The following is a 16,614-nucleotide window of genomic DNA, read 5'->3' on the forward strand; positions in this document are numbered from 1 at the left end:
CTAACAATTTAGACTAGATTACTTAACGGTATCATCCAACTCCCAACCCAATTTTTCATATAATTTTCGGCGTCCTGCTTTATCACCTGTTAACTCTTGGTGTGCATATTTCGCTACTTCTTTAGCGTACTTACTCGGTACCACTACTACGCCATCACCATCCGCTACCACAACATCATTTGGATAGATCGCTACTCCTCCGATAGCAACTGGAATATCTTTCTCATAATAGCGGATTCTCGTTTGGTCCATTCCTTGTGAGACAAACTTTGACCATACCGGGATCTTCTGCATGATCACTTCATCGGTGTCGCGAATACCGCCACCATTGGTTAGGTATCCTCTCACTCCTTTATGCAGATGATCTAAGGTATTATTCGAGCCTAATATCCCTACATCTACACCCGCGACATCCATGACAATAAAGTCCCCTTCTTCGATGTCCTTCGCCCATTCATCTGTACAAACTTCACCGTAATACCATTTCACCCACTTCGTATAAGCATCTCCTGTTAGATTAGGAACGGGTCCTTCAAAAGGTAAATAGCGTGCTGTTCTTGCAATACCTACCACTTTTGTCCGGAATAACGGTCGAATGCTATGATCAACCGTTCCATAACCGTGTAAACCTACCCAGTCCATCCCATCACGTACATCTGTTACACGTAAATCTTTGTACAACTCCAATACTTCTTCTCGATTAAATTCACTCATCTTATATCCGCTCCTTTTTTATTTACTAAAACGATTTCCAAAAGCTCTTATATTTCTAGGTATAGAAAAGCTTACCTCTTCATTCTGAAAAAAACATAAGCAAGTATAATCCCACCAATCCTTGATAAATAAGGGAAATAGTAAAATAATTCAATACCTACAAATAAAAATGAGAAGTAAGCTCTTCTGTGATGTTTTAGTTTGTTATTTGGAAATCGATTTCCAAAAGAACACAGCAAACGATATTTGTTAGCCCCATGTTATTTTGAAATTCCTTAAAGTTTTTTAAGGTTATATTTCCATTATATTTATCGATTTTTCATTAATTCCACTTTTCTAAAAATTTTATAAAAACCACTGAAAGTGACAAAAGCAATGGAGGACCCTAAGAAAAACAGGAGTAAGTACGGTGCATATAAAAAGCTTATATATATAATAGATAGATTAAAGACCCCTATAGATACAGTTAAAAAAGGATTTGTTATGATCATAATAATTGCATTTTTGATCAAATTTATTATTTTTAAATCATAATGAACAAGCGAGCAAATAAAAAAGAGTGTGATCATTAGAAATACTACTCCGAGAATGATAAAAAATAGAGATAATGAAGCGCTAATATTCGAAGTGAAATAGTAGTAATCAACTGCGTATATAATCCAAAAAATTTCGATGATAAATCCAGCGACTATACTAGCTTTATAGTGTTCCTTAAAATATGCTATATAAGATTTGAACACAGGAATGGTTATATCATCCATTGCCCATCTTCTTACTACAGCAAATAAAGCAATAGTAGCAGGAAACGTAATAAAAGGTGCTATCATAAGCAATAACACAATGATACTAGTAATTTCTTGTCTATTATCTGCAAATGTTACATTAACACTAAGCAAGATCACAGGTAGATTGAAAAGCAGCCACATAAGATTGGCGGAAAACAATCTAGTAATCCATTCTGTAAAAAACTGTATTACTTTAGTAAATCCACTCTCTAAATTCATCAGGTATTCCTCCTATTAACTTTTTATCAACACTGTCAAATTATCACAAAAATATAACCCAATATATTTTGCCATATGCTAGGTACTAGATAACATATGACTCTATTAATATTTTATTCGTGAAAATAGCTCTCTTCTGTGGTTACCACTCCTGTTATGTTTTTACCAGCGACATTACCAGGTCAAAAAAGACTAATGCATCTAATACTGAAAATTAAAAGCACCTTTACCAGTAAGTAAATCACAGCTGGCACGGTGCTTATTTTTTTGACTATTATTATTTAACTTTCAGAGACACAAGAAATCCGTTCAACACTATGTTGAACGGATTTCCAAACCTTAACCAGTTATCACCACATATTTATCTTTCGGTCCTTCTAATATAAATGGGCTGTGTTTTCTATCTGTTAACATTACCAACTCATGCATCGCTCTCGTACAAGCGGTATAAAAAAGTGTTCGTTCTGCTTCACTTGTAATCCACGGGTACGGCGATGGCAGAAGACAAAGAAAGATCCCCCAAAAGGAAGCGAATGCTCGATTCGGGGGACCCCATTTAAAATCAGATAAAGAATGATTATAACCCAGCCTTACCCTTCAGCGGGAGCATTGTCACTAACGGCAACCACTTCCCAGACGACCGACTCGGCTTCATTGCCGGCAAGGTCGGCTGCGTTAATTTCAATCCGATTTCTGCCGTGCCGAAGCGATATCACAGCGGAGAAAGTCTGATCCTCTTCCACTGTCCATTCCTGCCCTTCAATCCAAACGGTTCCTGCCTCATCGAGGGAGCCGGTGATCGTATATTCTCCTGCCGACGCCATGTCGTCGAACTCGTTGCCGGGGTGATCCGATTCATTGGTAATCGTGATCGTCGGGGCTCTTTCGTCCACGGTCACTTCAACCGGATCGGAATAGCTTCCCTCCCCGCTTCCGGAGTTGTAGGCTGCCACGGCATAGATGTACGCTCCATCCCCTTCCACTTCATCAGTGAGTTCAAGCGATGATACTTCCGAAGCAATTAAATGGTATCGGTCTCCATTCCATCGGCGATAAACATTATAGTGTTCCGCATTTTCAACTGCATCCCAGCGAATGGCCACCGTCGATTTTTTCTCCTTCACCGCTTGAACGGCTTGCGGTGCCTCCAGGGAAGCGGAGCTGATTTGAATATCATCCAGATATTGTTCGGAAGTGCCCCAAGTGTGAGACTCAAACTGATTCAATTGCGATGCTGAGCCCTGAAAGGGAAGAGTGCCCGAATGCTCGCCGTTAATATAAAGGGAGAATTCTTGCGCCGGCACATCAATCTCGATGCGGACGTGGTACCACTCATTGAGCGAGAACCGGTTGTTCTCCGGAATAAGCTCGGCATCCCCCTGATAACGGAAATACCAGCAATATTCATATTCACATCCTCTTCCATTGCCGGTGAATATCTCCACATTATTTCTGCCGCCGTCCATGACGCGGATGGCTCTGCCGAAGGTGCTCATCTTTTCCTGCATATATTCGGTTTCCACTACCATCTTTCCGGTTTGCGGTTCGAAGTTGCGGGTGAGATAAGTATGCGAGCTGCTTTCATCGTAAAGCATGACGGCCTGTTCCGATGAATTGCCGGAGGAGCTCGTCGGAACGTCTACTACAGCAGCATAATTGTTGTCTGTGTCGGGACGGCCTTTGAAACCATCCGGCGGCCGTGTTCCCACAGCCTGGTCTTCGAAGTCGGCATCCAATAGTCTTGTATATAGAGGCTCGTCACTTAACAACGCGCCGTTTCTTTCCTCTGAAGTCAGAGAACTGTCCCCGTATTCATTCGCCGCTCGGATGACGTAAAAATAATTCACGCCCTCTTCCAGGTTTGTATCGGTGTAGTAAACGGCATCCGCAACGGTTGCGATCGTTTCATAAGGACCGTTCTTGACGGTGCTTCGCTGCACGAGATATTCCGTCGCCCTTTCTGCTTCCGACCATTCCAGATACAATGCTTCTTCGCCTCGGGCCATGCTAAACTCTTTCGGATAGAGCGGAACCGGCGGAAGCTGCTCAATAGTGACGTTGTCGAAGGCTACCCGGTTCAAATTCGAAATCAGATTTTCTTCGTTCGCTGCATCAACAGCAAGACCTACATACACTTCGTCCACATCCGGGAACTTCATAGAGGAGACGAGCTGCCATTGCGTCCCGTCTTCAGAAATATATCCCGTAACTACGTCGCCGATTTTCGTCAAACGCACCCAGTAAGGAGTGGTCGGACCCACAATCGGATCGGTTTCATCGACGGCGCTGCCTTCTTCCTCCCTATGGTAAAATACTCCGACACGATCCTCACCGCGCACCGAGATCCCGCTCATGGCCAGCGGTGAACCGACATCCAGCGACTCGCGAATCATTACACCCTCGCGATTGTGAGGGGCAACTTTCGTATCGCTTAGGATTTGCGCTGTGATTTCAATATCTCCGCTTACCTTCTGATACATATAGTGGTGGGAATCCTGATCAGCCGTCACGTCCCCGTCGCCTTTGACCACATAGGTACCGTCTACAATCGCGGAATGACCAGGGATTCCCGTTTCCCCGATGTCTGCGGATGACCATGGAGCAATATCATTCGTGATATTGGCATAAATCGGAATGACCTGGGAGTCTGTTTGTCTGCCCTCGCTGCTATATGCTTTGGCGAATACAAAGTGCGTACCTTCGGGCACATCGCTCCAATTCCACTCATAGGGGGCGGAAGCAACCTCGCCCAGCACTTCCGTTCCGTTATAAAACACAACCTTATCAATCTCGGCGTTCTCCACACTGGCTTCTGCGTTGATGGTTACCGTTTCCCCGGCCTCATAAATATCATTGATGGAAGGAGAGGTGATGGCAATCTCCGGGTTGTGATGCCCATCGGAAACGATGGAATTCAAATATACTTCCAGATTGGTGTAGCCCTCCTCAGTGACTTCGTTCGCCCAAGTATCGTCCATCGGATCGACTCCCTGCTGCTCCGCCCATTCATCCGGTATCCCGTCGCGATTCGAGTCTGCAGGCGCTTCTGCACTACGGAAATCCGCCCAGCCTCCTACTTCATCGATCGAGTTGATCTGTCGGCCTGTGCCGTTGCGAATAGAGTCCACGATGCGTGCATCAATCGAATCGCGTCTCGGCAGCGTGGCACCGGCATTTTGCAATACATAATCAAACGCTTTCAATGCGGTACGGGTTGTAGCTTCCGGTACATCCACTGGTTCGTTCAAAACATTGGCCGTCGGATGTTCCACGATACCTAGCATGTTATCCTCTGTCACTTCAGGGAAACCATATACGAAGTTTCCGTCAATGTACCAGTTGCTGTTGCCTTCCGGAAGCTCAACCATTTGCGCGCGCTTATCCATTATCGTATCCGGACCATATTTGTAATAGTTATTCACAACGTTCACATCGGCTTCGTTTCCGCCGTAACCTGTATAGTAGTTCCAGTTGTAAATAACATTGTTGCGGAAATCATACCCCTTGTCATTGTCCAATGTACCTTTGAAACGAGGGTTACGGCTGGAATTATGTGCAATAATATTATTAAGATAAGACGAATGGCTTCCCCATATCCCACCGAAGCCATGGCGACCTTTGTCATGATCCGTCATATGTAGCGCTTCAGCGATGATGGAATTCTGAATCGTGACATTCCGCATATCGTAAACCGATGCGATCTCGTCCACCCCCCAAGACAGGGAGCTGTGGTCTACGATCAAGTCACTGCGATTGCGTGCGGAAAATGCGTCTGCTGTCGACTCCGTGCGGTCACCCATACGAAAACGCATATAACGGATGACGATGTTGTTCCCTTCGATATAGGTGGAGTGATTGGTTACGGTGATACCATCACCCGGTGCGGTCTGTCCAGCAATCGTAATATTGTCTCCTTGAATATAAAGGGGAGAATCCAACAAAATATTGCCCGACACCTCAAATACGACAATGCGATTGCTCTCGCTCACGGCATCCCGCAGAGATCCGGGACCGGAATCATTTACATTCGTTACGATATAAACCTCGCCGCCGCGTCCGCCGGTGGTATATTTACCGAACCCTTCCGCACCAGGAAATGCCGGAACCTGTTGTTCGGATGCTGTGATCTCTTCGGCAGCGGCATTGACAATCGGACTAAACAAAGGCAGAATGGAAAAACAGATAACAAAACATAGCATGAAATGGATAAATCGCCTCATATTATACCTCCATTATTTAAATTGACACTATTGGCAGCAGCTTCTATCGATATATGGTTTTGGAGCTATTGTTAATGAAAGTAGTTCCTCCTCTCTGTTTATTAGATTGGTTAGAGGTTTCTATTCCAGATTAAACGGTAATGTAAACGGTAACAACTACCCATTCTTACAATTTATATACCAAAACAATTTAGACCGGTTAGAGATACTGTTCATGGGCAAACGTTTACATAAATGTTTTTGTTTTTAATCTAATCTTTCTAAATATTCTCTTAAAGCCTTATTAACGATTTGAGTTTTTTACTCCTTTCCTTTTCCCAACTTTTCAATGATATCTAATTCTACATAATAAGTTTGTCGCTTATGTGTATCCTCAAATTTTGTCAACAATTGTGATTGGTATATATAATCTTTCCTCTCAACTATCTTTTTTTAACCATATTTCTGTATTTTTCGTTCCATGCTGCTCAAAGATTATAAACTGATTCAAACCTTTTTTTAATAAGGGTCCCGGGAGATATAATGATCTCTGAGGTCCAACTTCCCAGTAGCGGCCTAAATTAAACCCATTTACAAATATTACGCCTTTTGTCCATCCATTAAGATGAACCATTGTATCAGCGGGTTCCTCGATCATAATATGTCCTTGATAGAAGGCTGGCGTATTCTCTTGAGATGCTTCACTTTGTCCTATTTCAATAAAATCCAGTTGTGATACATCATTCAATTTAAGCGGATAAATAAACCAATCATATAAAAATTGATTCTCGAATCGAACACCTTCTGTTATGCCTTTTCTATCCTTTAGTAAAGGTCCGTAGTTGATCCTCCCCATATTTTCAATCAAAATGGAAAGTTTCACTCCATTTTCGGGAATAGATAATTCAACATGATTATTGTCACTCCATCGCTCAACAGTACCCATATACCTTTCATCCACAAAAACTAAAGCTCGATCGTGGACATCCTGAAAGTATAATCGTCCTTTATCTCTTGGACCTGAAATGTTAGTTTCATATAAAATAAAACCATAATCCTGTCCCATTTTTTCCATATTTTTTATATCGTATGAATGAATACGCTCACTTAATTTATCTAGTGATTCTAGTAAATTCGTACGTTGTTTCATTTTCACGGACCCAAATGTTTTCCTCTCCATTTGTTCAGGTACTTTATGCGTTACCTTTCCGAAGTGGTTCTGAATTACATCTCTAATGAGGAAGTACTTTTCTGTTGGTTCTCCATATTCATTTAATGGAGCATCATAATCATAACTCGTAACAGTTGGCTCATAGTTATGAATGTGATTTGCACCATTATAGAAACCAAAATTCGTACCACCATGGAACATGTAAAAATTGACCGATGCACCTAGCTTTAACATAGTTTCTAATTCATTAGCTACTTCTTTAGGATTCCTTTCGTGGTGTTCCTCAAACCAATGATCAAACCAACCATTCCAAAACTCCATACACATTAATGGACTGTTGGGCTGGTATTTTTTCAATTGATTAAAAGCACCCTGGGCATTAGAACCAAAATTGACTGTTTCCAACACTCCTTGAAGCATGCCACCTTGAAGCATCGAATCCTCTGGACCATCTGATGTAAATAACAAAACATCAATATCATGTTCCTCAAGCATAGTCTTGTTTTCTTGCATATAATTTTTATCGTTTCCGTAACTTCCATACTCATTTTCAATTTGCATTGCAATAATCGGCCCGCCGTTCGTGCACAGATATGTCTTTAACATTGGAAGTAGTACATCATAATAATTACTGACTTTCTTTAAATAAGGTTCATGTGTACAACGCAAACGCATATTATCATCATTTAGCAACCAATATGGTAATCCACCAAATTCCCATTCTGCACATATATAGGGACTGGGTCTTACAATTGCGTATAAACCTAATTCATTTGCAATCTCAAGAAAGCTTGTTAAGTTTGCCAACCCTTCAAAATTGAATTGACCTTCTTCTGGTTCATGAAGGTTCCATGGTACATAAGTCTCTACCGTATTAAAACCACATGCTCTCAACTTGAGTAAACGATCTTCCCAATATTCGGGAACAACCCTAAAATAATGTATAGCTCCAGACAATATCTGAATAGGCTCCCCATTTAAAATAAATTGATTATTTCTAGTTTCTAATTTCGCCATAAAGACACCTCAGCTATTTAAAATTATGATGATTTAGTGTTAAAACAGGAAAATTCAATAATCTTCGGTTCATAGTTATATTCTACCACTCTAAGACGTAACATTTTTGTTTTTACAGGTTCTATTTGTTGTATTCGTTTATGACCAATTGCAGTACCTTCACAAATCTGTTCCCATTTGTTATCTTTCCAACTTTCAATAATGTATTGCCTCACTCTTTCACCATGCTCTATATCCTCTTTTAAAATAACAGTGTCTACTTCTTTTTCGTCTACTAAGTTCAAAATAAGTTCAGATGTCTCTCCCTCTGTCTGGGCAATAGGATTAGTAAAACGGTCCTGAATTATTTTTGCAAACTTTAGCAAGCTTTTCGAATCGGCTTCTGGTATAAGTCCTCTCATATCTGGGGTTACATTTAACAATAGATTTGCACCATGACCGACAGAACGATAATAAATATCCAGTAGATTCTCAATGGACCGTATATTATGCTCGTCGTTTGGATGCCAAAACCAATGTTCACCTCTTAAAGGGACATCACACTCAGCTGGTAGCCACTTCGGTGTTCCTGACAACCAACTAGCCTCTTGATCTGTGAACATGCTAATCTTCGAATCTGTTTCTCTAGTATTCCAACAAGGATATGGAGCAACTCCATCTTCATTACCAACCCAACGGATAGTTGGTTGCCCCATATTAAAAATCATTGCATCTGGCTGATACTTTTTTACAATTCCAATAATTCGTTCCCAATCATATTCTCGATTTTCAGAACCTGCTCCATCAAACCACACCTCAACTATTGGGCCATAGTTAGTGAGTAACTCTGTTAACTGTTGGCAATAAAAATCATCATATGCTTCTTTATTGTTGTAACATGGTTCGTGGCGATCCCATGGGGATAAATAAATGCCAAATGGAATGTCAAACTCTGCGCAAGAATCTGCACATTCTTGAACAACATCCCCTTTTCCTCGTTTCCAAGGGCTACTCTTCACTGAATACTCGGTCGTTTCTGTCTGCCATAAACAGAAACCATCATGATGCTTTGCCGTCAAAACTAAATATTGAAATCCTGCCTTTTTCGCTAATCTAACCCACTGTCTTGTGTCTAGTGCCGTTGGATTAAACTTGTTTGGAGAATCTGTTCCGTCTCCCCACTCCTGATCACAAAATGTATTCATGCCAAAATGCACGTAAAAACCAAGCTCAAAATTTTGCCAAGTAACTTGTTGTTTACTTGGTAAAGCTAAATCGTTATTTCCCATATGTGCGACCTCCTTATTTCCATTATGTTATTGTGCCTTATCCTTTAATACCACCCATCATCATACCTTCTGTTAGCTTTCTATGTACAAGGACGTAAATAACAACAGTAGGAATCAGTACGATAACAAGTCCGGCAAATAGTGCACTCCAATCTGTTGCATAGCGCTGCACCTCCATTAAATTCACAAGTCCAACCGGAATCGTTTTCTTTTCATCACTTGTAATTAAGACTAGCGCCAGTGCGTACTCGTTCCAAAACGTAAAAAAGTTGAAAATGGAGACAGTTATGATACCTGGCTTTGCCAAAGGTATAATAATCCTGATAAGGGTTGATATATAACCACATCCATCTATCCTAGCAGCTTCTTCATACTCCTTAGGTATGGTTTTCATAAAACCAATTAGTAAATAGATAGAGAATGAAATATTAGTAATTGCATAAATGATACTCAAAGAAAAGATATTATCCGTCATCTTCAAGTCATTTACAAGCAAAAAAAGTGGAACCATAATCAGAATAGGTTGAATAAATAATCCCGCTAAGAAAAAATTATGCAAAAACTTTCTGCCAGGAAAATGAAAGCGTGCTATAACATAAGATGCGGGAATGGCTAATATGAGCATAATAATTAGCGACAATACGGTTACGAAAATAGAATTGAACACATAGCCACCGATATTTGCCTCTGTAAAGGCGCGAACGAAATTTTCAAAATGCAGTTCCATTGGAAGAGTCCATGGACTTTCTAGAATCTCTTCGTTAGACTTTAAGGATGCAATAATATTCCAAACAAGTGGATAGATCATAATGATAGTTAAACATAACAATATGATCCTCAATACAATTCTAGTAATCTTACTACTCAGCTTTACCTTTTTATTCATTGTGCTTTTCTCCTCCAATATGATTAATTCTCTCGCTCGGACAGTTTATTACTTAACATGGAGAGGCCAATCGAAATAACAAAGACAAAAACAGCTATCGCCATTGCATATCCGAAATTCGCATTCCTAAAAGCCTGTTGATACATGTAATGTAATACTACTTGTGAGGAGTCACTTGGCCCACCTGAAGTCATAACTTGAACAAGAATAAAGCTAATAACTAACACTCCATTAATACTAAAAATTATGGTGATTCGAACAATTTCCCAAACCATTGGAATCGTTATTTTGAAAAATTGTTGGACTGCACTTGCTCCATCGATACTTGCAGCTTCATATAATTCTTCAGGAATATTATCCATCCCTGCTAAATACATGACCATGTAGTAACCGACTGCCTGCCAAACCATTGTAAGGGCAATTACCCACATAACGGTATCTTTATCTCCTAGCCAAGCTTTTTGTATATCCTCCAGTCCTATAATTTCTAGCATGGAATTGACAATACCCATAGTAGGGTGGTATATAAACGACCAAAGTATCCCTATTACAACAAATGATAGAATACTAGGGAAGAAAAACACAATTCTATACAAGGATTTCTCTTTTAAATTACCCTTTGACAAAATCGATGCCAAAACCAATGCTAAAAATAAGGTGATGAATGGAACAACAATCATAAGAAAGGAGGTATTTTTTAATGAAGTTAAAAATACCTCGTCATTTAAAACATCAATAAAATTTTCAAAACCGACAAATGTCATTCCATCTCCCAGACCTGACCAATTGTACATAGATTTTGAAAACACTTGGATCGTTGGGTAAATTACAAACAAACTGAATAATAGTAATGTGGGTAAAATACAAAATACTATAAACCCAGTCCGTCTCTTCTTATTCATTAAACATCACGTCCCAAATTATAGTTTCACTAACATTAACATGTGATTCATTGACTATTTCATAAGGGAAACAGGCTTCTTAAGCCCGTTTCCCTTACTTATATATTACTCATTTCCCATATCTTCTTGGATTTGCACATAAACATTATACAGTCTATCTGCCCATTCTTGAGCGGTAGAATCACCGCTTAATACTTCAACAGCAGGCTTATAGACTTCATCACTTATATTAATATTAGTTCCACTCGGTAGTGCAGCAAATGAAGAACTGACTGGGTATATTTCTCCTTTTTCAACCTGTTTGTAAGCATTATAAGACGAAGTGGTAATATAATCTTTCACTAGCTCAACCGCTCCCTTTACAGCCATAGCACCGTGTGCTTTTTCTCCATTCAACAGCACACTTTCATCTGTATAAAGATAAGTAAGGAAATCTTTTGCAAGCTCTTTGTTGTCCGAATCTTTTGGAATATAAATTTGTTCAATAGATGTTTGAGCAGTTAATGTATCACCACTTTCAAAAGCTGGAACACCCATAAAACCAAATCCAAAAGGATCCTCCGTAGGCGCATCTTCCATTTCTGTTTCAAACCAGTTACCATTTGGAATAAACATTGCATCCCCTTGCATAAACGAAGTCTGGGACTGTGTATGATTCAATGCAATAGTTCCTTCCATTAGTGCATTATCTGTAGAACCGATTTGCTCAAAAATACTTAAGACATCTAAGGCAACGTCTGATTTCCAAAATTCAGGATCATAATTTAAAAACTGATCTAATGCCTCTTGACCGCCACGGTCATAAATCGCTGGCACCAAGATTTCTTCTAAGTATCCTGGGTGAATCCCTTGATAAGTAAATAAGGCACGGTCATGTTCTGTAGCTACCTCTGTATAATCAAAGAATTCATCCCATGTTTCCGGAATACTAATACTTTCATTTTCAAATAATTCTTTGTTATACCATAAGCCCATTAAATTATAATTATAAGGTGCGAGATACACTTTGCCATCTCCATATGGAGCCATGAACTTTGATTCCAATGCACCATCAATGAGTTTTTCTTTTATGGTTACATCTTCACCAGGTACTGTTCTATCAAATAAGTCTGTAATTTCTTCAATGCCCTTTTCATCAATAAGTGCTTGTGTTACACCCGACGGATCTGCTGCATTAAGGTAAATTAAATCAGGTGGATTACCTGAAACAATTTTAGGTCGAATCAAATCACCAATTTTAGGGTTTGACTCGATATTGATTTGGGTTCCGGGATTCTCTTCCATGAATTTATCTGCAACAGCAGTCCAGTAGTCACTACCATAAGCACCCTCAAAAACGGCAATATCTAATACTTCTGATTCTCCATTACTCTCGGAATCATTTTCTTCTCCTTGGTCTTTACTACTTCCGCTACTATCATCGCTACTGCAGCCAAACAAAATTAGACCTAACAGCAATAAAACTAATCCCCCTATTACCTTCCTCATCATTTTGTTCTCGCTTTCATTTATAAGTTTCACTAATCATTCCTCCTTTTTTTCATCTTATCAAGTAGTTCCTATCTATAGAATGAATAATCCCTTGGTAAAAATGGATTATGTCTGCTTATGAAAGCTGTTCGTGAAATCACATAAAAAGAACTAGAAAATCATGTTTAATTTCTCAGAATAATATAGGTTTTACATCAAATAGTGTTAACCAATAAGAAAGCACAGAGTGTCCGCTTAGAAACGTAGGACTGGACTGAATCAATCGAGTAAAAGAATCACGGTGAGCTAAGTGACTCGATGATGACTTATCGGAGGGCGATTCGAGAAGTAGCCTAGTTTCTGGGTGCTCGAGCTATACATCTCTGTTTATGCTTACCTACCTAATAAATAAAAAGCACACTTTAATTAAATGTGCTTTTATCTTTTTCCTTCTTTACTTGATTAGGAGAAATACCAAACTCTTTTTTAAATAGTCGATTAAAATAGAATGGGTCATCAATACCTACCTGCCATGAAACTTCTTTAACCAAATATTCTCCTTGTTCAAGAAGATGGTATGCCTTTTGCATGCGCAGTTCGTTTACATAAGCTATAATGCTTTTTCCTGTTTCTGCTTTAAAAACTTTTGAGACATATGCTTCTGATAAATTAACATAGCTTGCAATATCTGAAATGGTCAATTTGGTAGAAAGGTTTTCTTTAATATAGTTCATCGCTTGAATAACCTCTTTACGATCAATATCAGTTCGTTCAATTGCTAAACCATTTATTTTTGAACTGAATTCAGAAAGTAAATTTATAAGCTCATGCTCGTTAGTTGCATCTAAAATTTCTTGTTCTTTCAAAAATTTATATTCATCAGCCTGATTGTCAAACCAATCCACAACATGCAACTTTCTTTCTACATGCCAGACAATCCGAATAATAATTTTTTTTAAATGAATCGGTTCCAAACGTTCTTCTTTTGCTAGCTCTATTAAACGCTTCAACCATTGGATTAAATAATTTTCGCCCCTTTGAAAATGTTCTTTCCAATTACCATCAAAAAAAGACTCTGTCAAATCATTAATCTTTTTCGTTTTTTCTACCGTTTTCACATTGCCAGATAAACATACGCTTTCTTCAAATTGATAGAAGGCTAGTCCAACCTTTTTTTTCCCTTTTTCCACTTCTTGCGTTAATATCCTTAGATTAGTAAAAACACGGGAGTAAACAATAATCACCCTTATGTCATAATACATGTAAAGTAAATTAGAAATTCTTTCTGAAAGATTGAAAGGGTCATCCATGTGTAATAAACGATTAAAGCTAACAGTGACTAAGAATGTTGATGGTTCAGGTTCAACTACCACATTCCAGTTACTACCTAAGAAAATTTCATTACTTATACTTCTTAAGATTTCTTTTAACTGCACATTATTATTTCTCTCTAATCTAACCGGTGAAACAATAATGGAAAAGAAGGAACGATCGTTTTCTTTAACTTCTAGGTTATTTAACTCCTCCATTAAATGACCATAATGGTGTGGACTTACATATAAGTTACTAATTAGTTCCTCACGACGTTGTTCAAAATTAGAGATGGTATGATTTGATATAGTATTTTCCTTATTAGTTTTTTGATATAACTTTTGGATGATGTCAGAAAATAGTCGTTCAAAATCTTTTGATTGGACGGTTAATTTCAATACATAATCATACACACCACTTTTTAACGCTTTTTTCACTAATTCAAGATCATCATAATTACTTAATACTAAAATCTCTCCATTAAACCCTTGTTCCTTTAATTGATGGATCATTTCAATGCCATCCATCATTGGCATTTTTATGTCTGTAATAATGATATCGGGGTTTTTTTGATCTACAAGTTCTAGGGCTTTGATTCCATTACTTGCCGTGCCTACTAATTCTACACCACACTTATCCCATGGAATCATTGTTTTAATTGCATTTCGAACAATAATTTCATCATCAACAATAATTGCTTTATACATGGATTATCTCTCCTTCTGACGTAAAACAGGTAAAACAATAGTAGTTGTTGTGCCTTTTCCCACTTCACTGTGAACCGTTAGACCATATTCTGTTCCGTAATTCATTTTTATCCTTTCATTGACATTGTCGATCCCTATACCAGATAACTTTTTTGTATCTTCTTTTTCTTGTTTTAATGCACCCATATCAAATCCTTGTCCATTATCATTGACTACAATGTGCAATTTCTCATTGATTATTTTCATTTGAACGTTTATTTCCGTCTTATTTATATCTTCTTCCGTCCCATGAATAATTGAATTTTCCACAATTGGTTGCAAAATAAATTTTAAGATATAATATTGCTCTAAATCTTTTTCCATATCTATATGTAAACTAAAAGAATCACCATATCTTACTTTCTGAATTGTCCCGTAATGGTAAAGGTTATCCACTTCCTCCTTAATAGTTAACAAGTTATCTTTATGAATAATCGTATTTCTCAGCAATACCGATAGTGCCTCTAAACCATTTTGTAGGGTCTTATTTCTACTTAGCATTGCTACCCACTTAAATGAATTTAAGGTATTAAATAAAAAATGCGGATTAATTTGCGCCTGTAACATCTTTAATTCAGTGTTACGTTTTATCTTTTGGTCCTCTTCCGTTTTTAGAATCAATTTCTTTAACTGCGATACCATCCGGTTTATACTAACGGAAAGCTTTCCCATTTCATCTTTCGAATTGTCTGATAAATTTGCTTTAAAGTCACCTATACTCACTCTCTGTGCAAATAATACCAATTGCTGCATCGGTTTAATAATACTTAAGAAAATTAACAATGATATCGAAACAGAAATAGCAATAGTAATTGAAATAGCGATTAAAAGTCCTTTAAATACTTCCCTTGATTCTGAATTAATATATTCAAAAGGTATCATGCCTACAAAGTACCAATTGGGTGTTCTAATATGTGCGCGAGTAACAAGGTATTTCTCTCCATCGAATGTTGCTTCAAATGTATCAGATTGGCTATTCGTTGTGATCTTTGAAGTTAGGTTTCGATCTAAGAAATCGGTTCCTTTTTCATACTCGCTTTTCCAATCAGATACTACTAATCCTTCGTCATCTGCAATAAATAATTGACTGCCACTTCCTAAATCAATATTTCCATACACTGTTTTAGCAAAAACTGGCTCATCAATAACAATTAATAAATAACCTAAGTTTTCGTTCAAATTTTCCTTATTATTAATCTGTCTACCTAGTATAAGCCCTTCCATTCCACGTTTTGTATCAATATATGTCCAAAATTGATTCTTGGAAGACTTTTCAGCCTCGTTAATAATATGTTCTATTTGAGAATCGTCATAATTCTCATATCGTAAGTCATAAAAAGTTCTCCCATCAGGTAATCGAATATGTATATTCTGCAAATCCTTTAAATTATAAATTTCAGACACAACAATATTACTCAATTCACCTAAAAAACTCGACTTATGCAAATCAGACATATCATCAAAATTTTTCAACCCTGTTTGTACCTCATCATTGATAATGATGTCTTCGCTTAACGTTTCATACTGCATTAGTTTATCATTAAGATTTTTGGTTACTTCATTGACTACTTGATTCGAATAAGAGCTAAGTTTCACTTCTAAAGAACCTTCATATTTCGTTTTGGAATAATAGCTTATTAATAATACTGGAATAATCGAAGTGATTAAAAACGCAAAAAAAAGTCTTCGCCTTATCGTTAACACTCGTGTTCTTTTTGATAGAAACAGAATAGCTTTTCTTACCACTATAGTTCCAAACCCTTTCTAAGTTATGGTTGTGTTTCAATAATGAGGGAAACTAACATCACTTCATACACATAGCTCCTTCTTTTACTCTATCAACTTTTGTGAATGCGCTTACTTAATATTCAATAGAAAACAGAGTGTATATTTTCTTCATTTTAACACTGAATCGCCGTAGTGAAC

Annotated in this window: 10 protein-coding genes; all 10 read right to left on the reverse strand. The window is 38.0% G+C overall.

The features are described 5' to 3' along the window. Positions 1-18: 18 nt before the first annotated feature. A complete protein-coding gene (locus ACTWP4_RS02305) occupies positions 19-714 on the reverse strand; it encodes an RraA family protein (protein WP_443127137.1) in 696 nt (231 codons plus the stop codon). A gap of 308 nt (positions 715-1,022) precedes the next feature. Then, a complete protein-coding gene (locus ACTWP4_RS02310) occupies positions 1,023-1,718 on the reverse strand; it encodes a YesL family protein (RefSeq protein ID WP_443127138.1) in 696 nt (231 codons plus the stop codon). Positions 1,719-2,308: 590 nt separating this feature from the next. Then, positions 2,309-5,938 carry an Ig-like domain-containing protein gene (locus ACTWP4_RS02315; protein WP_443127139.1) on the reverse strand — a complete coding sequence of 1,210 codons (3,630 nt, stop codon included), beginning with the start codon at positions 5,936-5,938 and terminating at the stop codon, positions 2,309-2,311. Between the two features lie 418 nt (positions 5,939-6,356). Then, the gene (locus tag ACTWP4_RS02320; protein WP_443127140.1) at positions 6,357-8,105 is read right to left on the reverse strand and encodes a glycoside hydrolase family 35 protein; all 1,749 of its coding nucleotides are present in this window, start codon (positions 8,103-8,105) and stop codon (positions 6,357-6,359) included. 23 nt (positions 8,106-8,128) lie between these two features. After that, on the reverse strand, positions 8,129-9,373 hold the full coding sequence (locus ACTWP4_RS02325) for an alpha-L-fucosidase (RefSeq protein WP_443127141.1): 1,245 nt from the start codon (positions 9,371-9,373) through the stop codon (positions 8,129-8,131). 37 nt (positions 9,374-9,410) lie between these two features. Continuing rightward, a complete protein-coding gene (locus tag ACTWP4_RS02330) occupies positions 9,411-10,259 on the reverse strand; it encodes a carbohydrate ABC transporter permease (protein WP_443127142.1) in 849 nt (282 codons plus the stop codon). A gap of 23 nt (positions 10,260-10,282) precedes the next feature. After that, positions 10,283-11,161, reverse strand: a complete 879-nt coding sequence (locus tag ACTWP4_RS02335) for a carbohydrate ABC transporter permease (protein ID WP_443127143.1) — start codon at positions 11,159-11,161, stop codon at positions 10,283-10,285. Positions 11,162-11,266: 105 nt separating this feature from the next. Continuing rightward, a complete protein-coding gene (locus tag ACTWP4_RS02340; protein ID WP_443127144.1) occupies positions 11,267-12,682 on the reverse strand; it encodes a carbohydrate ABC transporter substrate-binding protein in 1,416 nt (471 codons plus the stop codon). Positions 12,683-13,053: 371 nt separating this feature from the next. Next, positions 13,054-14,649 (reverse strand): response regulator transcription factor, encoded by a 1,596-nt coding sequence (locus ACTWP4_RS02345; RefSeq protein ID WP_443127145.1) that lies wholly within the window; start codon positions 14,647-14,649, stop codon positions 13,054-13,056. Positions 14,650-14,652: 3 nt separating this feature from the next. Continuing rightward, positions 14,653-16,434 carry a cache domain-containing sensor histidine kinase gene (locus tag ACTWP4_RS02350; RefSeq protein WP_443127146.1) on the reverse strand — a complete coding sequence of 594 codons (1,782 nt, stop codon included), beginning with the start codon at positions 16,432-16,434 and terminating at the stop codon, positions 14,653-14,655. Positions 16,435-16,614: the final 180 nt, after the last annotated feature.

It is taken from the genome of Gracilibacillus sp. D59 (genome assembly GCF_052246695.1).
Lineage (GTDB): Bacteria > Bacillota > Bacilli > Bacillales > Amphibacillaceae > Gracilibacillus.

Bases quoted from the DNA above. Each gene is read 5' to 3' on its own strand.
- ACTWP4_RS02335 (WP_443127143.1), bottom strand. From the start codon at position 11,161: ATGAATAAGAAGAGACGGACTGGGTTTATAGTATTTTGTATTTTACCC.
- ACTWP4_RS02330 (WP_443127142.1), bottom strand. From the start codon at position 10,259: ATGAATAAAAAGGTAAAGCTGAGTAGTAAGATTACTAGAATTGTATTG.
- ACTWP4_RS02325 (WP_443127141.1), bottom strand. From the start codon at position 9,373: ATGGGAAATAACGATTTAGCTTTACCAAGTAAACAACAAGTTACTTGG.
- ACTWP4_RS02345 (WP_443127145.1), bottom strand. From the start codon at position 14,649: ATGTATAAAGCAATTATTGTTGATGATGAAATTATTGTTCGAAATGCA.
- ACTWP4_RS02310 (WP_443127138.1), bottom strand. From the start codon at position 1,718: ATGAATTTAGAGAGTGGATTTACTAAAGTAATACAGTTTTTTACAGAA.
- ACTWP4_RS02320 (WP_443127140.1), bottom strand. From the start codon at position 8,105: ATGGCGAAATTAGAAACTAGAAATAATCAATTTATTTTAAATGGGGAG.
- ACTWP4_RS02305 (WP_443127137.1), bottom strand. From the start codon at position 714: ATGAGTGAATTTAATCGAGAAGAAGTATTGGAGTTGTACAAAGATTTA.
- ACTWP4_RS02315 (WP_443127139.1), bottom strand. From the start codon at position 5,938: ATGAGGCGATTTATCCATTTCATGCTATGTTTTGTTATCTGTTTTTCC.